Below are 16,962 nucleotides of genomic sequence, written 5' to 3' on the forward strand. Positions count from 1 at the left end.
CAGTGATGACCAAGCTGAACCGAACAGCCCGCCTCGCGGGCGTGATGATTATGGCCGCCGCCGGCGTGTCTGGCTATACGCCGAGCTCGCTCGCGCAGCGTCCGACGCAAGCGGGAAAGCCGTTAGCTGCTGCGAAGAAGTCCGCGCCCACGGCGCGCCGTTCCGACTCCACCGCCAAGCCGAAAGCCAAGGTCGCCGAGCCCGTGTGGCCCGTGAACTCGCCGACGCCGATTGCGGGCGCAGTGTTGCCCGCCAAGCGCATCGTCGCGTTCTACGGCAACCCGCTCTCGAAGCGCATGGGCATCCTCGGCGAACTACCGCCCGACGAGATGCTCGCCAAGCTCGATCGAGAGGTCGCGGCCTGGAACGCCGCGGATCCGGCGACGCCGGTGCAGCCTGCGCTTCACCTGATTGCAGTCGTCGCGTCGGACAACCCGGGAACAGCGGGGAAGTATCGCACGCGAATGGACAGCGCGCTCATCGAGAAGGTGTACAGCTGGGCGCGGAAGAAGAACGCGCTGCTTTTTCTCGACATCCAGGTCGGGCAAGGCACGCTGCAAGAGGAGCTGCCGCGGTTGCGCACCTTCCTCAAACGCCCCGACGTGCATCTCGGAATCGATCCTGAGTTTTCCATGAAGTCCGGGAACGTTCCAGGAACGAAGATCGGAACGTTCGACGCGAAGGACGTGAATTACGCGTCGTCATTGCTGCAGGATATCGTGACTGAGGAGCACCTGCCGCCAAAGGTGCTGATCGTCCATCGATTTACCCGCGACATGCTGACGGGCTACAAGCGAATCAAGCTCGACCCGCGAGTACAGGTCGTCGTCAACATGGATGGTTGGGGTCCGCCGTCGCTCAAGCGCGAATCGTATCGCGCGTACGTGTACAAGTATCCGGTCGAGTACACGGGCTTCAAGCTTTTCTACAAGAACGACACGAAGAAGGGTGACAAGCTCATGTCGCCCGCGTCGGTGCTCGCGCTCAACCCACGCCCGTTCTACATTCAGTACCAGTAGGCATTAGTAAATACGAAAGGCCCGACGAGACGTCTCGTCGGGCCTTTCGCGCTTTAGTCGGCAACGACGATCGTCGGTTCGTGCCGTACCGGAAAGTTGACTGAACTCGCGATGAAGCAACCTTGGTGCGCCGACTCGTGCAGCGCGCGTGCTTTGTCCAGATCCGTGCCCTTTGCCACCGTCACGCGGGGACGCAAGAGCACATCGGTGAAGCGCATCTTGCCGTCATGCATCGCCATCACACCCTGCGCATCGTCGTCGTATGCCACCACGATCACGCCGCCGCGCGCGCAGTCAGCCAGATAGCTAAGCAAGTGACAACCCGACAGGGCGGCGAGCAAGAGCTCCTCCGGATTGTACAACGCTGCGTTTCCACGAAAGTGCGGATCGGCCGATAAGAGAATTGGACTCTTGTCACCGCACCGCACTTCATACTCGCGCGAGTACGACTGATAGGATGTCGTCGCTCCAGCGCTCGCTCCAGTCCAGACGAGCGACGACGCGTAGACGTGCTGCCCGTGTTCCTTTTTGTGAATGGCCATGGATGAAAACTACTGCGGCTACTCATACTTCTCTCGCAAGCGGGTGCGAAGCGCCTTGATCAAGGTCTTGGTGTGATTGCGCGCCGCTGCCGACGCAGCGGCGTCCTGTCGTCGTTCGAGATACGCGAGCTCGCGTCGGAGCGACTGCCAGCTCTCCAGTCGATCGGCGCTCATTTCACCACGATCGATCGCGCCGCGTACGGCGCAACCAGGCTCAGTAACGTGTGTGCAGTCGCCAAAGCGACACGCATTCGCCAGCGTCGCGATGTCGTCGAATGCTGACTCCAACCCGTCGGCGGCGCTCCACAGCTGCACCTCGCGCATCCCCGGTGTATCGATCAGGTAGGCGCCGCCAGGCAACTCGATCAATTCGCGATGCGTCGTCGTGTGCCGACCCGCTCCATCGTCCCGAACCCCCGAGGTGCGCTGCTGGTTTGCGCCGAGGAGCGAGTTCACGAGAGTCGACTTGCCGACTCCGGAGGAGCCCAGAATCACTGCCGTGATGCCGGCAGTGAGCATGCTCCGCAACGCACCAACGCCGTCTCCGGTAACGGTGGAGATCGCCAACACACCCACGCCCGGCGCAATCGAGCGAACCTCCGCGACGGCGACTGACGGATCGCTGACTAGGTCCGTTTTCGTGAGCAGCACTACCGGTGTTGCGCCGCTCTCCCATGCGAGGGCGAGGTAGCGCTCGATTCGGCGAAGATTGACATCGTGCGGAAGGGCCGTTGCCACGATTGCGAGATCGACGTTCGCCGCGATGACCTGAGCCTCAGACGCCAATCCCACGGTCTTCCTGCAGAACGCGCTGCGACGAGGCACGATTGCTCGAATCTGGCGGGCCGATCCGTCGGCTCCGTCCGCGGTCGTCTCGACCCAATCGCCGACGGCAGGCACGTCTTCCGCCGATGCAATCTGATGCCGGTACTTCCCGGACAGAACTGCGTCGTGGTCGCCTGTCGAATCGCGGACGATATATCGGGCGCGGTGCTGCGCAACGACACGCGCGCGATTAGGCGCGTCGTTGTAAGAACTGTCGTTTGTCATTTGAACGGCTCCGAGCGGCGGCGGCGCGTGAGCGCCGCGAATCATGGGCGCGCGCAAGCCGGCGAGTCCGGCAAGCGCGAGATGCGCGGTTGCCCGGTCGGTGTCGGAGCGTAAACGTGCGGACCGCGCCGTGACTCACGGCTCGGCGGTTAGACTCGCTGCGTCAGAGCTCCCGGCACGCGGCCAGGCGAGGGACGGAGCGGACGGCGGAACGCAGAGGCGCCTCACACATTGGAACGGTCGCATCCGCTCGCTTTCGGACGGAATGACCGTTCTGTGACTCAGACAAATCTAGCGACGCAAACGTCGCCCGTAACTCCGCCGGGCCTTCTCACGTACCATTAGGAATGAGTTCGGATCGCCCGGGATTCCGACCTGACATCGAAGGCCTCCGCGGCCTCGCCATCCTGCTCGTCGTTGCGTTTCACGCGAGCGTGCCTTGGGTCGCGGGCGGCTACGTGGGCGTGGACGTCTTCTTCGTGCTTTCCGGTTTTCTCATTACCGGACTCCTGGCGCGAGAAGTCGAGTCCACCGGCGACATCAACCTCACCGAGTTCTATGCGCGACGCGCGCGACGCCTACTGCCGGCGCTGCTCGTTGTGTTGGTCGCGACCATCGCGGCTGCGCTCTGGATCTACGCGCCTATCGATCAACCGGCCGTTGCATCGGACGGTCGCGCGGTGGCGCTGCACTACGGCAACATTTTGTTCGCGCGGACGGCTGTCGACTATCACGCGACGTCTACCAATCCTTTTCTTCACACCTGGTCCCTCGCCGTCGAGGAACAGTTCTACCTGATCTGGCCGCTGCTCTTCATGCTCATCGGCCGTTGGTACGGTGGAAAGGATTCGCTCAATCGACAGCTTGTCGTCGGCGTTGCATTGACCGGCGCGGTGTCGTTCGCCGCATCGCTCTGGGTCACGCGCGTTGCCCAGCCGTGGGCGTTCTTCGGCATGCCCACGAGAATCTGGGAATTCGCACTCGGCGGCTTGGCAGCGCTCGGACTCAAACGGTCATCACGCCCATTCGACATTCCGGGCGTTTGGCTCCAGCTCGCCGGCCTGATCGCAATCGCCATCGGCGTACTCGCCTACAGCGCGATCACACCGTATCCCGGCAGCGCCGCCCTCCTTCCCGCGCTCGGAACAGTTGCACTGCTCCTCGGCGGACAATACGCGCCCGAGAGTCGAGTCAGCTGGATACTCGGTGCGCCATGGCTGCAGTGGCTGGGACGCATGTCCTACTCGTGGTATCTATGGCACTGGCCGCTCGTAGGCATTGGCGCTGTGATCGACTGGAGGATTGGTGTACTTGGCCGCCTCGTCTGGTCCGCGGCGGCGCTGGTGCTCGCTGTACTCACATATCGATTCGTCGAACAACCGACTCGAAGCGGCAAGCTCTCGCAGGTGCGTCCCGAACTGCTCACCGCCTTCGCATTTGGCGCAAGCGTCGTCGTCGCGCTGCTCGCGTATGGCGCAGCGTCTGTCGCGGAGGATCGAGCTACGTCGCCTGCGCAGCGACCGTTCGCGATAGCGCGCGCAGACGGCATGTCGCATGACTGTTGGGGTTCGATGCTCACCAATGCCACGGCGCCGTGCATCTTCGGCGATACCAACGCGCAAACGGTCGTCGCGCTGCTCGGCGATTCACACGCCGAGCATTGGTTGCCTGCGGTCGACCTCATTGGTCGCGAGAGACATTGGAAAGTGTACGCGATGGTGAAGCCCGGTTGCCCTGTGTCCGACATGACCGAGCTGCTGAATGCTCGGCTCAAGCGCGTGTATACCGAATGCACGGAATGGCGCCGAGCAATGCTCAAGCGGATTGTCGCGATGCATCCGTCCGCCGTGATTCTGTCGAGCTACGATCACTACATGCCCACGACGGGTGACGGATCGGCGTGGCGCGTCACACCCGAGACATGGCGCGCCGGACTTCGACGAACGTACAACACGCTGTCCGCTGCGCGAATCAACACGCTCATTCTTCGCGGCACGCCGGTCGCGGGATTCGACGCACCGTCTTGCCTGTCTCGACGAGCGGCGAACGCGCCCTTTCAAATTCGCTCCTGTGAATACGAGCGAGCGGACGCACTGCACCCGCCCGCCATTGCTGCACAGAACGACGCCGCGCGTGGTCTCGACCACATTGCCTTCGTGGACATGAACGATCGCGTGTGTCCAACCGCGCGCTGTTCTGTCCTTCAGCAAGGAATCGTGGTCTTTCGCGACGACGATCATCTGACCGCAACCTTCAGCGCCGCTCAATCCGCCGTACTCGGCGAGCGGCTCGGTACCGCGCTGAAGCACCTCACGAGCGCGTACTAAGTTTTCTCGTTCCGGCACGCTCGAAGGCCGACGCACGCGCGCGACTTGCGTTCTTCCCCGCGCCGAAGGACTAGCCGCGCGGTGTTTTGTCGTCCATGCAACGAGAACGGAAGCGCCCGGTTTTCAGTCAGAGTTCCGGCACGCGATGGCTGCGTATTCGCCGCATCGCGGCGGCAATTGGGCTTGCTACGAGTGTGTTGCTCCTCGGGCTGGTCGCCGCCATTCTCATCCCCCCGAGCATTCCCAGGATTTCTCTGCGTGAGTCGACGCCCACCGCGCCGCCGAAACTCCCGGAGCTCAACGGAACGCGCGCGCTTCAGCTCAAGGCGGTAGCGCGCGAACGCTTGTTTGAAGCACTGCACGCAATGCCGGCTGTGCCCGCGAGGCGAGCGGCGCATCTGGCGCTGAACGCGGCCGCACTACCCAAGTCGACGTCCGCCAGCGGCGTTGCACCTGTCACTGTCGGGTTCTACGTATCGTGGGACGACAACTCGCTTGTGTCGCTGCGAACGAATCTTCCCAAACTCGACTGGGTCATTGGTGAGTGGGGATTCATCGCGCCAACAGGCGATTCAGTGGAAATCCGCGTCGATCGACGTGCGCTGTTCGTGATGCAGCAAGCGCCGGCCGATCAACGACCGCGGGCGTTTCTGATGTTGACGAATGTCGACACGTCTGGCCAGATCTTCATGCAGGCGGCTACCACGCGACTGCTGAGCGAGCCGTTCCGCTCGCGCGCCATCGATGCGCTCGCCGCCGCGGCAACGACCTTCGGCCTGGCCGGCATCGCGATCGATCTCGAGGAACTCCCGTCCAGCTCCAATGCGGCTCTTTTGGGTTTTCTTACAGCGCTTCGCGCGAAGCTCGCAACCAGCGGCCGTATCCTGCTCGTCACGGTCGCCGCCGATGCGCCTGCCGCCGACCTTTCCGCGCTGGCTGGTTCGGTCGATCGCGTGATCCTCATGGCGTACGACGAACACGATTCTCAGAGCGATGCCGGACCGATCGCGAGCAACGCGTGGTTCACGGCGCAGGTCGCACGCGCGGCGGCGATCATTCCTGCCACATCGCTCATTGTCGGCATTGCTGGCTACGGTTACGACTGGAACGACGATACGCCGCGTCAGCCCGCTGAAGAATTGACTTTTCAAGACGTCATCACCTACGCTCGCAACAATCACGCGGCGATTCACTTCGATACCAGTTCTGGAAACCCGTATGTTGCGTGGAGCGATCCAGACTCGACCGACCACGTCGCGTGGTTTCTCGACGCCGCCGCGGGCGTCAATCAGGTGGCCCTGGCTCGCTCGCATGGTGTAGCGGGCGTTGCACTTTGGCGCCTTGGCGCTGAGGATCCATCACTTTGGCGCGCGCTTGGCCGCGGCGCTTCGCTCGGACCAGCCACGCTGATCGATACGATCCCCGGTGGCTACGACGTCCAGTTCGACGGCGTCGGAGAAATCCTTCGCGTCGCCAATCGACCCAAGGTGGGTTTGCGCGACGTCCAGATCGATCCGATCACGCGCATGGTGCGCGACGAACAATATCGCGTGCTTCCGCTGCCGTACATCGTGCAACGCTCTGGGCAAGCGAAGCACCGGATTGCACTCACCTTCGATGACGGTCCCGACGGTTCATGGACCGCCGCAATTCTGGACACGCTCCGCTCGCGACACGCGCCAGCGACATTTTTCGTCATCGGCGAAAACGCGGAAGCTCACATCGCCCTGCTTCGCCAGATCTATGACGAAGGCCATGAGATTGGCAATCACACCTTCACGCATCCGAATCTTGCCCTCACGTCGCGCTTCGTAACGCGGCTCGAAATTGATGCGACGGAACGATTGATCGAGGCTGCGCTCAACAAGCGCTCCGCCTTTTTCCGGCCGCCCTATTTTGGCGACGCAGAGCCGACAACGTCCGACGAGCTCGTGCCGGTGGGCGTGGCCACGGACCTTGGGTTCCTCACCGCCGGCCTGCACATCGACTCCGACGATTGGCGACGTCCAGGCGCCCCGAGAATCCTTCGCAACGTCATAGATCGGAGTGCCAGCGGGAGCGTCGTTCTCCTTCACGATGGCGGGGGAGATCGCTCGCAAACGGTCGCAGCGCTTGGTCCAATGATCGATTCTCTGCGCGCGCGCGGAGACACGCTCGTCATACTCTCCGCGTTGATTGGATCGAGCCGCGATCAGTCGATGCCGTCGCTACCGAAAGGCAGCGTGGCAGCGCGCCTGTTCGAGCTCGTCGCGTTCGGCACACTCGGCACCGTCGAGTGGATTCTTCGCTGGTTCTTCCTCATCGCCATCGTGCTCGGCGTGACGCGCGTCGTGGTGATGACGACTCTCGCGTATATCCAACGGTTCAAGCAGCGCAGGACGAGTCGATTTGCAAAACTCTACTGTCCGGCGGTATCGGTCATCGTTCCAGCCTTCAATGAAGGCAAGGTGGTCGTTGCCACGGTGAGAAGCCTTCTCGCGTCGCGCTACGACGGTCCGCTACAGGTTCTCGTCGTAGACGATGGCTCGAGCGACGACACGGTTACAGTTGCGCAACGTGCCTTCGTTGGCGAACGCAGTGTCACGGTGATGACGAAGGACAATGGCGGAAAGGCGAGTGCCCTCAACTACGGCATCGCGCGTGCGAGCGGTGAGATTATCATCGGCCTCGATGCGGATACCGTGTTTCTGCCGGACACCATCAATGCGCTCGTTCAGCCACTCGTCAATCCACATGTCGGTGCCGTCGCGGGCAATGCGAAGGTTGGTAACCGCCTCAATCTCGTGACGCGACTCCAGGCGCTTGAGTACATCACGAGTCAGAATCTCGATCGACGCGCATTCGCGCTGCTCGATTGCATCACTGTCGTGCCGGGTGCGGTCGGTGCTTGGCGAAAATCCGCCGTTGATTCTGTCGGCGGTTTTCAATCGGACACGCTCGCCGAGGATCAGGATCTGACGATCCGCCTCCACCGTGCCGGGTGGTCGGTCGACTATGTCGATTCAGCGATTGCGTACACCGAGGCCCCAGACACCCTCAGCGGCCTCGCGAAACAACGCTTTCGCTGGTCGTTCGGGACACTGCAGTGCGTGTGGAAACATCGCGTCGTATTGTTTCGACCAGTGTACCGGGCGCTCGGCTGGTTTGCCTTTCCATGCGTCTGGCTCTTTCAACTCATCTTTCCCGCGCTCTCGCCGGCCGCCGATCTGCTCTTCGTCTGGAGCCTCATTTCGTTCTGGCTCGTGCGGGCACAGCACGGCACGACGTACGCGCTCACCAACCTACGTGAGTTGATGACGCTGTACGCGCTGTTCCTGCTGATCGATTGGGCGGGAGCTGTACTCGCCTTTCTGCTCGAATCGGGTGAGCAGGCCGAATTGACGCTGCTCGTGGCCGCGCAGCGTTTCATCTACCGCCAGGTGATGTACGGCGTCGTCATTCGTGCGTTCGTGGCGGCCGCGCACGGCGGTTTGGTCGGCTGGGGAAAGCTGGACCGTAAGGCGACGGTGGCTCGCCGAGTTGCGTAGCCACCGTCGTCTGTACCGAAGGCGTTAGACGAAACGCATTCCGTTCGGCGCAACGTCGCCACGCTTCGGCGCTTTCGGCGGCGGCGCCGATGGTTTCGGTCCGCGGCCGCCGCCACTCGGCGCACGCTCCGCCGATGCCTCTTTCCGCATCGACAGGGCAATGCGATTGCGCTCGAGATCTACCGAGATGACGCGCACTTTCACCTTCTGACCCACCGAGACGACGGCGTTCGGGTCGGTGATGTATCTGTCGGCAAGCTGCGACACGTGCACGAGACCATCTTGGTGCACGCCGACGTCAACGAACGCGCCGAATGCTACGATGTTCGTGACGACGCCTTCGAGTTCCATTCCAGTCGACAGATGCTTCGGCTCTGTGACGTCAGATCGGAATGCCGGCGGTTCGAATGCTTCGCGCGGATCACGTCCCGGCTTCTTGAGTTCCGCGAGAATGTCCTGCAGCGTCGGCAGGCCCACGCCGTCGCCAACATATCGCTCCAGCTTGATGCGTTTCAGTTCACCGTCGTTTCCCACGAGTGACCCGAGCGGCACACCGAGATCAGCGGCCATCCGCTCCACCAGACCGTAGCGTTCCGGGTGAACCGCAGACGCATCGAGCGGATTCGCCCCGCCGCGTACACGGAGAAATCCTCCAGCCTGTTCGAACGCCTTTGCGCCGAGGCGCGGAACCTCAGCGAGGTCCGTACGCGAACGGAATCCGCCGCGAGCATCGCGCGCCTTCACGATGTTTGCCGCGAGCGATGGCCCGATGCCGGCAACGTACGAAAGGAGCGGCGCCGACGCTGTGTTCACTTCTACGCCGACACGATTCACGCAGCTTTCGACGACTTCGTCGAGGCGCTGCTTCAACCGCGGCTGTGAGACGTCGTGCTGATACTGGCCGACGCCGATCGACTTCGGATCGATCTTCACCAACTCAGCCAGCGGATCCTGCAGTCGGCGAGCAATCGATACCGCTCCACGGATCGATACGTCGAGATCGGGCAACTCATCGCGCGCGAGCTCGGATGCGGAGTAGACGGACGCACCCGATTCGTTCACTACGACGACCTGCGGCCGATCGAGTTTCCGTTCGCTGAGAATCTCTCGCACGAGCGTCTCGGTCTCCCGGGACGCGGTGCCGTTGCCGATCGAGATCAGATCCGGATCGAGCTTGGAGATCGCGGCGAGGAGCGCATGCGCAAATCGATCCGGTTGATGCAGCATCCACGTGTCCGTAGCGACGACTGCTCCGGTGCGTGAGAGCGCTGCGACTTTCACGCCAGTGCGGAACCCCGGGTCGAGGCCAATCACCGTTCGCTCACCCGCCGGCGGCGCGAGCAATAGCTGTTCGAGGTTCCGTCCAAAGATCGTGATCGCGTCTTCGTCGGCCTTGGTCTTGAGTTCCAAGCGAAGATCGACTTCGACCGCCGGTGCGATCAATCGCTTGTAGGCGTCCTGCACGACCAATCGCATCTGGTCCGGCGCCGCGTTGCTGGCGACGAACTGCTGTTCGAGCTGGCCGACGATTCGCTCAGCAGGGGCGTCGACAGAGCAGAAGAGAAAGCCCTCCGTCTCTCCGCGACGCATGGCAAGCATGCGGTGCGACGGAAGATCCTTGAGGGGTTGAGAGAAGTCATAATAGTCCTGGAACTTCGACACTTCGCCTTTCTTCGCGGTTGCTACGCGCGACTTGATGACGCCTTCGGCGCGCGTCGTCTCGCGAACCTGGCCGCGAACGGTTGCGTCGTCGGCAATGCGTTCGGCGAGAATGTCGCGCGCGCCGGCGAGCGCGTGATCGACGTCCGGCACTTCCTTGGCGGCGTCGACAAACGAGGCGGCTTCACTCTGTAACTGCGCACTGGAGTGTGCCCCGCTCCAGAGCAGCTCGGCGAGCGGTTCCAGACCGCGCTCGCGCGCAATCATCGCACGAGTGCGGCGCTTGGGTTTGAACGGAAGATAGAGATCTTCCAGCGCCTGCTTCGTCGTCACCGCATCGATGCGCGCAGCGAGCGCAGCGTCGAGCTTTCCTTGCTCTTCGATGCTCTTGAGGATGGCGGCCTTGCGCTCAGTGAGCTCGCGGAGATACAGCGCTCGATCGCGAACGTCGCGCAGCTGTATTTCATCGAGGCCGCCAGTTGCCTCTTTGCGATATCGGGCGATAAATGGAAGCGTGTTGCCTTCGTCGAAGAGCGCAAGTGCGCCCTGAACCTGCTGCGGCGCGAGCGATAACTCGCTCGCAATCGTGGCAATGAGCTGCGACATCAATCCGTGTTCGAGGAAAAGCGCGACGAGAGAGTGGAGCGGAGATCCGAAGTTAGTCGGCGAACACGCGGAATGAAGCGGCTGATTTATTGCTCCGCGCTCCCGCTGTTCTTTCCCGCCGCTTGACACGCAACCACATCATCATCACGAGGTCATCTGATGCCTACGATTACGACCAAGGACGGAACCGAGCTCTATTACAAAGACTGGGGCGCCGGCCAACCCGTTGTGTTCAGTCACGGCTGGCCATTGAACGCCGATGCGTTCGAGGATCAAATGATGTTCCTCGCATCGCACGGCTTTCGGTGCGTTGCCCACGATCGACGCGGCCATGGACGATCAGGTCAACCTTGGAAGGGAAATGACCTTGACACCTACGCCGATGACCTTGCTGAACTCACGACCGCACTCGACTTGCGTGATGCGATTCACGTTGGACACTCCACCGGTGGCGGCGAGGTCGCGCGATACATCGGGCGACACGGAACCAAGCGCGTCGCAAAGGCCGTTCTGATCAGCGCGATTCCCCCGCTCATGCTCAAGACGCCGGCGAACCCTGGCGGTCTTCCGATGGAAGTCTTCGATAAGCTTCGCGAAGGCGTACGCGCAGATCGCTCGCAGTTCTTCAAGGACCTGAGCGCCCCGTTCTACGGAGCCAACCGCCCCAACTCTAACGTCAGCCAAGGACTTCGCGATTCGTTCTGGATGCAGAGCATGCTCTGCGGCCTCAACGCGTCTTACGACTGCATCAAGGCGTTCTCAGAAACGGACACCACCGAAGACCTGAAAAAGTTCGGCGATCTGCCCACGCTGCTCATTCATGGCGACGACGATCAGATCGTTCCCATTGGTGCGGCGTCGATGGCGACCGTCAAGATTCTGAAGAACGCTCGACTCGAGGTGTACAAAGGTCAACCCCACGGAATCTGCTCGACTCAGAAGGACCGCGTGAACAAAGACCTACTCGCGTTCGTCGAAACGAAGAGCGAGCGAGCGGCGGCGTAGGCAATCGACAACCTGCTGGACTGCGACTACCAGCCATCGCGACAGATCGTGAGAGCCCGCCACCTGGCGGGCTCTTTTGGCTTGCCGGCCGCGCCGGATCAGGGTATCTACGCGATCGGTTCAATCGGCAACCGATTCCACCACGGCAAAAGAACTGTCCGTCCCATTTTCGATGAGCGATCCAACTGCCTCCACACATCCTCGGATGCTCGGGACGGTGGCTTGCCTCACGTGGGCAGCGAATGTCTCAACTTGGATTTTGAACACGTCAGGCGCGAGGATCGACATATATGAGCCCCACTGCAACGCTTGCACAGTCCGGCGGTCGCGCGCCTCGACAAACTATGACCACCGAGCAGCGCGTCGCCGAGGCCGTCAAATGGCTCAAGCGCAACGGATCCAAGCGCGTGCGCGACGAGATGCTTCCGCGCTATGGCATCGATGCGCCGAAGTCTTTCGGCGTTCCGATGGCGAAGATCCAACAGCTCGCCAAGCAACTCGGACGCGACCACGATCTCGCACTCGCGCTGTGGGACGCCGAGTGGTACGAGGCACGGTTGCTCACGGCGTATGTGGACGATCCGGCTCGCGTCACTGCGGCGCAGATGGATCGCTGGGCGCGCGACTGGGACAACTGGGGCATCGTCGACACGCTGTGCTTCTCGCTCTTTGATCGCACGCCGCACGCGTGGAAGAAGATCGAGCAGTGGAGCAAACGTCGGGATGAGTTTGTGAAGCGCGGCGGCTTCGCGCTGCTCGCCTGCGTTGCATTGCATGACAAAGCCACCGGAGACAAACCGTTCATCGAGTCGCTGTCGCTCATCGAGCGTGGCGCGAGCGACGAGCGGAATTTTGTGAAGAAGAGCGTTGCATGGGCATTCCGCGCCGTCGGCAATCGGAGTGCGACAATCAGGAAAGCGGCGATCGGTTTGGCGGAACAGCTGGCCGAGTCGGCAAACGTCACCGAGAAGTCGATCGGCAAAGGAGCGCTCAGGGATTTCAAGACGCCGGTGAGCAAGCGATCCAACGCGCGGTGACGTGGGCGGCGGGTTCGGAGTCCACGAGCTATATGACCGAGCCCGCATGAAGAACCTCTTTCGACGCTTCGCCGTGGCGACAGCTACGGCAACCGGGTCTGCGTGGGCATTCGTTCTCGCCTGCGCCGTGGTGATCGTGTGGGCGATCCTCGGCCCGGCGAATCGCTTTTCGGACACGTGGCAGCTCGTGATCAACACCGGCACCACGATCGTCACGTTCCTGATGGTGTTCCTGATTCAGAACACCCAGAATCGAGACTCGCACGTGATGCACCTGAAGCTCGACGAGTTGATTCGGGCGGTGTCGGGCGCGCGCAATTCGCTCGTGGCCATGGAGCAGATGTCCGACAGCGAGCTCTTGCAACTCGAGAAGGAGTTCGAGCACCTACGAGACACGGCGGCGCGACATCGCGGAACACGCCAGCAGCGCGGACCGGAGCGACGGGCGGAAGCCTAGAGGCCGCTAGGACGGTCTCGATGCGACAAACGGCCGCCCTTTGGGGCGGCCGTTCGCGTTTGCTCATTGATTTCAACGACTTACGTCTAGTGGCTAGGGACGGAATCGAACCGCCGACACGCGGATTTTCAGTCCGCTGCTCTACCAACTGAGCTACCTAGCCAACTTCCCTACCCACTGAAACCTACTCGGTCCCAGACGGTCAAACCTAAGAATCCCCCTCGCTTGGCGGTACCCCTCCGTGGCCTCTCGTGTGGCCAAGACGTGCCGTCCTTGGCATTGCTGGCCGACAGAACGATAGGGCATCGCGATACACAGCCACTCAATGGAAAGCGGGCGTGGGATAAATCCCACGCCCGCCCTCTGACTCTCTAGCGTCCAGCGTCTAGCTCTTTAGAAGCTGTACCGCATCGACAGCTGCATGCGATAGTTCGACGAGGCGTTGTTGAAGTCGAACGCCTTGAAGTTCGTGTCGTACGTGTAGATGCCCTGCGCCTGCGCGCTGTTCGTCGTGCCTGTCGGAAGCTTGTTGCCGGTCTGCGTGAGGACGACCGTCGCGCTGCAGATCTGGCCGCAGGTCGAGCCCTGGTTCGAGAACGCCTGGTGGCCCCAGTTCTTGTTGAGCAGGTTGCCGAAGTTCACGATGTCGAAACGCGCCTGGATGTTGTTGAAGCGCCAGCCAAGGTTCTGCGCGATCGAAAGATCGAACTCGTTGACCCACGGATTGCGGCAGGAATTGCGGCTCATGATCGTGCCGCGAGCATTCTTCAAGCAATCGACGCTGTTGATCAACTTGTCGAAGGCATCCGCCATTCCGGCCGCCGCGGTCTGCTGAGCCGCTGTTCCGTTGTAGCCCGTGAACAGGATCTCGTTCTGATCGTGCGTGTCCTTCGGGACGTACATCAGATCGTTCTGCGACTGACCATCGGCGTTCGCATCGCCCGAGCCAGTGCCGCTGCCTGCGCCGTAGACGTAGTCGAACGGAGCGCCCGAGTTGCCGGTGTAGATGAGCGAAACGTCGGTCAGCGTCTTGAAGCGATACGTGCCGGTCGCGACGATGCGGTGCGGCTGGTCGTACTTCGACGTCGACACCGACTTGTCGAGAATGTCGCCGCTCACATCACGCTGATAGCGATAGTTCGAACCCGCCGTGCTGCTCGTCGTCGACGTGACGTCCATCGACTTCTGGTGCGTATAGGCGATCGAGCCTTCGAAGTTCGTCGTGAACGACTTCTGGAGCTGGCCGGTGACGCTGTACGTGTAGTCGCCAGACGAGTTGCTCATGTCGAGAACCGTCGTGCGTGAACCCTTGAACGTCGCCGTTCCGCCCGTCGCCGTCAGGATGCCGTAGATCGTGCGGCCATTGCGGTCGACGCCCTGCGGGCCAGCCAGCGCGAGGTTCTGATAGAAGACGTTATTGGTCGAACGCGTGTACAAGCCTTCGATCGTTCCGATGATGTCGTGCATGAATCGGTGATCGTAGCCGAGCGACGCCTTGAGGTACTGCGGGAACTTGAAGTTCGGATCGGTCGTGTTGATCGACGAACTGGTAGCAACCGTGGCGCCGGCCTTACCCGCGGCCGCAAGACACGCCGTTGGCGGCGTCGAGATGTTCTGCGCGTTGAACGCCGGCACGGCCAGCGACGTCGCGCCAGTCGTCGAACCGCTGCACGTCAGCGCCGCGAAGCCCGTGAGGCCCGAGTTGCCGAAAGCATTCGACAAGTACACGAACGGCGGCGGACCCGTGAATTCGCCGATACCACCGCGAACCTGGTTTGCCTGATCGCCCGTCACGTCCCAGTTGAACGCAATACGCGGCGAGAAGACGCCATTGCCCGGCACGTTCGCCGTATTGCGATTGTATTCCGTCTGCACCGACGTGTTGGTCGGCGGAACGTCCGAGAAGCTCGGTACGTCGTAACGCACGCCGCCCGTGATCGACAACCTCGGCGTCACCTGCCAGTTATCCTGCGCGTACAGACCGAGCATGCTCGCATGGAACGTCGCGAGGCCGTGGGCCGGATCCGTCGAGGCCGGCGCGCTCACCGAGTAGCTCGACGCGACGCCGCTCTGCAGCGATGCGAGATCGTTGAACGTCCACGAGCCGAGCGAGTTCTGCGCGAACAGGTTGATCGGCTTGTAGAACTGATCCTTCACGCCGAACGTGAACGCGTGCGCTCCAACCGGAATCGTGAAGTTGTCAGTGATTTCGAACGTGCGCTGATCGAGCGAATTTCCCTGCGACGACGCCTCCGTGCCGATGACGAAGTTCGCGCCGGTTCCGGCCACGCCGTCGATGCGCGGAATGCCGCGGATCGTCAGCTGCGGAAAGCGAACCGGCACGGTGCGGAAGTCCGACGTCTTCGTGAGGTTGAGCAGCAACTCGTTGTAGATGCCGTTCGGCATGTTCGTCAGGAACTCGGCAACCGTCGCGTTCGTCTTGCTGCTGAACTCGTACAGGTTCGACGTGAGGTTGAAGTTCGGGTTCGCTCCCGTCGTGGCGGCGCGGCTGAACGTCGTGTTGTCGGCGCTCGCGTAGTTGTGGCGGAGCACGAGGTGCGTGTTCAACGGCAGATACGCATCGAAACGCACGAAGACGTTACGCGTCGGATTCTGCTTCTGGACCTGACTGCCGCTACCGACATCGGTCAAGCCATACGACTTCATGATCGTCGAAAGCTGGTCGATGCTGCTCTGAGCGATCGGCGCGTCGGACGAGCCGATGTACGGACCGGTTGCCGGCGTCTGAAGCTTCTGCCACTCGCCGTTCACAAAGAAGAAGGCCTTGTCCTTGAGGATCGGGCCGCCGAGTGAGAAACCGTACTGCTGCTGCGAGTAGTCAGCGAGGTAGGACTGCGTGCGCGTCAGGCTCTGATTGCGGGTATAACCGAACGCCGAGCCATGGAAGTCATTCGTTCCGCTCTTCGTGATCGCGTTGATCAGCAATCCGCCGAAGTTGCCCTGACGAACGTCGAAGGGCGAAAGGAGCACCTGATACTGCTTGACCGCGTCCAGGCCGATCGACTTCGCGTTCGCGGAGCTTCCCGGCTGACCCGTCGTGCCGATACCGAACAAGTCACCGGCCTGCGCGCCGTCGATCTGAATCGCGTTCTGGCGCAGGTTCACGCCGCCGCCCGACAGATAGCCCGTCGTGGTCGACACCTGCGGAACGAGCTGTACGAAATCTGCGAAGTTGCGGTTCAGCGTCGGCAGACGGTGAAGCGCGGAATCGGAAACCGTGGTGCCGGTTCCCGTCTTCGTTGCGTTGATGACCGGATCCGTCGTTGCGACAACCTGAACAGCCGAGAGGGCAGTTGCACGCTGTGCGAGCGTGAAGTCCTCGCGACGCGTCTGGCCAAGCGTGATCGAGATGCGATCGCGCGTCTGCGGCTCGGAGCCGATACGGCGAACGGTGATGGAATAGTTCGCGTCCGGCTCGATACCCTGAATGAGATAGAGTCCGCCGCCGCGCGTTACGGCCCCAACCGTACGACCGGTCGCGGGATTCTTGAGCTGAACCTGAGCGCCTTCGAGAGGCTGGCCGCCTTCACTCGTCACAATGCCGGTGAGGCCGCCAGTCGTGACGCCCTGGGCGAGCGCTGGCGTAGGATAGCCAGTCGCGAGCGCGCCAAACGCGGCGAGCGCGACGAGCAGAAATTTCTTCATGAAAAGTCTCGGGGGGACAGTTGGAAGTGAGGAGCTTGCGAACAAGCTATGGACGCGCGCGCGGACT

At 62.0% G+C, this 16,962-nt stretch carries 10 protein-coding genes and 1 tRNA gene; 6 read left to right on the forward strand and 5 right to left on the reverse strand.

Features of this window, described 5'->3' with window-relative positions:
- Positions 1 to 5 precede the first annotated feature (5 nt).
- A complete protein-coding gene (locus AC6H4Z_RS24650) occupies positions 6 to 1,019 on the forward strand; it encodes a hypothetical protein (protein ID WP_497544632.1) in 1,014 nt (337 codons plus the stop codon).
- 53 nt (positions 1,020 to 1,072) lie between these two features.
- Here the strand turns inward: AC6H4Z_RS24650 and AC6H4Z_RS24655 are convergent, their stop codons facing one another.
- Entirely contained in the window at positions 1,073 to 1,561 is a 489-nt protein-coding gene (locus AC6H4Z_RS24655; protein ID WP_497544633.1) for an OsmC family protein, read from the reverse strand.
- 18 nt (positions 1,562 to 1,579) lie between these two features.
- Positions 1,580 to 2,611 carry a ribosome small subunit-dependent GTPase A gene (rsgA, locus tag AC6H4Z_RS24660; RefSeq protein WP_497544634.1) on the reverse strand — a complete coding sequence of 344 codons (1,032 nt, stop codon included), beginning with the start codon at positions 2,609 to 2,611 and terminating at the stop codon, positions 1,580 to 1,582.
- A 347-nt stretch (positions 2,612 to 2,958) separates the two neighbouring features.
- On the opposite strand from rsgA, the gene AC6H4Z_RS24665 reads away from it, so the two are divergent.
- Both AC6H4Z_RS24665 and AC6H4Z_RS24670 read left to right on the forward strand, forming a co-directional pair.
- Positions 2,959 to 4,938, forward strand: coding sequence for an acyltransferase family protein (locus AC6H4Z_RS24665; RefSeq protein ID WP_497544635.1), 1,980 nt, complete (start codon positions 2,959 to 2,961; stop codon positions 4,936 to 4,938).
- A 95-nt stretch (positions 4,939 to 5,033) separates the two neighbouring features.
- Entirely contained in the window at positions 5,034 to 8,465 is a 3,432-nt protein-coding gene (locus AC6H4Z_RS24670) for a trifunctional glycoside hydrolase family 18/polysaccharide deacetylase/glycosyltransferase family 2 protein (protein ID WP_497544636.1), read from the forward strand.
- A 24-nt stretch (positions 8,466 to 8,489) separates the two neighbouring features.
- Here AC6H4Z_RS24670 and AC6H4Z_RS24675 read toward each other — a convergent pair whose 3' ends face one another.
- Positions 8,490 to 10,730: a Tex family protein gene (locus tag AC6H4Z_RS24675; protein ID WP_497544637.1), complete on the reverse strand. Its 2,241-nt coding sequence runs from the start codon at positions 10,728 to 10,730 to the stop codon at positions 8,490 to 8,492.
- A 159-nt stretch (positions 10,731 to 10,889) separates the two neighbouring features.
- Here AC6H4Z_RS24675 and AC6H4Z_RS24680 point away from each other — a divergent pair, with 159 nt between their 5' ends.
- From AC6H4Z_RS24680 to AC6H4Z_RS24690, 3 genes are all read left to right on the forward strand, one after another.
- On the forward strand, positions 10,890 to 11,735 hold the full coding sequence (locus AC6H4Z_RS24680) for an alpha/beta fold hydrolase (RefSeq protein WP_497544638.1): 846 nt from the start codon (positions 10,890 to 10,892) through the stop codon (positions 11,733 to 11,735).
- 290 nt (positions 11,736 to 12,025) lie between these two features.
- The gene (locus AC6H4Z_RS24685; RefSeq protein ID WP_497544639.1) at positions 12,026 to 12,772 is read left to right on the forward strand and encodes a DNA alkylation repair protein; all 747 of its coding nucleotides are present in this window, start codon (positions 12,026 to 12,028) and stop codon (positions 12,770 to 12,772) included.
- Positions 12,773 to 12,818: 46 nt separating this feature from the next.
- Entirely contained in the window at positions 12,819 to 13,229 is a 411-nt protein-coding gene (locus AC6H4Z_RS24690) for a low affinity iron permease family protein (RefSeq protein WP_497544640.1), read from the forward strand.
- A 90-nt stretch (positions 13,230 to 13,319) separates the two neighbouring features.
- Here AC6H4Z_RS24690 and AC6H4Z_RS24695 read toward each other — a convergent pair.
- Positions 13,320 to 13,392: transfer RNA gene (locus AC6H4Z_RS24695), tRNA-Phe, on the reverse strand.
- 230 nt (positions 13,393 to 13,622) lie between these two features.
- Positions 13,623 to 16,895: a TonB-dependent receptor gene (locus tag AC6H4Z_RS24700; protein ID WP_497544641.1), complete on the reverse strand. Its 3,273-nt coding sequence runs from the start codon at positions 16,893 to 16,895 to the stop codon at positions 13,623 to 13,625.
- Positions 16,896 to 16,962 lie beyond the last annotated feature (67 nt).

It is taken from the genome of Leucogemmata humicola (assembly GCF_055379415.1).

Excerpts from the sequence above, each read along its gene's own strand:
- AC6H4Z_RS24685 (WP_497544639.1), top strand. The coding sequence starts at position 12,026 with ATGAGCCCCACTGCAACGCTTGCACAGTCCGGCGGTCGCGCGCCTCGA.
- AC6H4Z_RS24700 (WP_497544641.1), bottom strand. The coding sequence starts at position 16,895 with ATGAAGAAATTTCTGCTCGTCGCGCTCGCCGCGTTTGGCGCGCTCGCG.
- AC6H4Z_RS24680 (WP_497544638.1), top strand. The coding sequence starts at position 10,890 with ATGCCTACGATTACGACCAAGGACGGAACCGAGCTCTATTACAAAGAC.
- AC6H4Z_RS24650 (WP_497544632.1), top strand. The coding sequence starts at position 6 with ATGACCAAGCTGAACCGAACAGCCCGCCTCGCGGGCGTGATGATTATG.
- rsgA (WP_497544634.1), bottom strand. The coding sequence starts at position 2,611 with ATGACAAACGACAGTTCTTACAACGACGCGCCTAATCGCGCGCGTGTC.
- AC6H4Z_RS24690 (WP_497544640.1), top strand. The coding sequence starts at position 12,819 with ATGAAGAACCTCTTTCGACGCTTCGCCGTGGCGACAGCTACGGCAACC.
- AC6H4Z_RS24675 (WP_497544637.1), bottom strand. The coding sequence starts at position 10,730 with ATGTCGCAGCTCATTGCCACGATTGCGAGCGAGTTATCGCTCGCGCCG.
- AC6H4Z_RS24665 (WP_497544635.1), top strand. The coding sequence starts at position 2,959 with ATGAGTTCGGATCGCCCGGGATTCCGACCTGACATCGAAGGCCTCCGC.
- AC6H4Z_RS24670 (WP_497544636.1), top strand. The coding sequence starts at position 5,034 with ATGCAACGAGAACGGAAGCGCCCGGTTTTCAGTCAGAGTTCCGGCACG.
- AC6H4Z_RS24655 (WP_497544633.1), bottom strand. The coding sequence starts at position 1,561 with ATGGCCATTCACAAAAAGGAACACGGGCAGCACGTCTACGCGTCGTCG.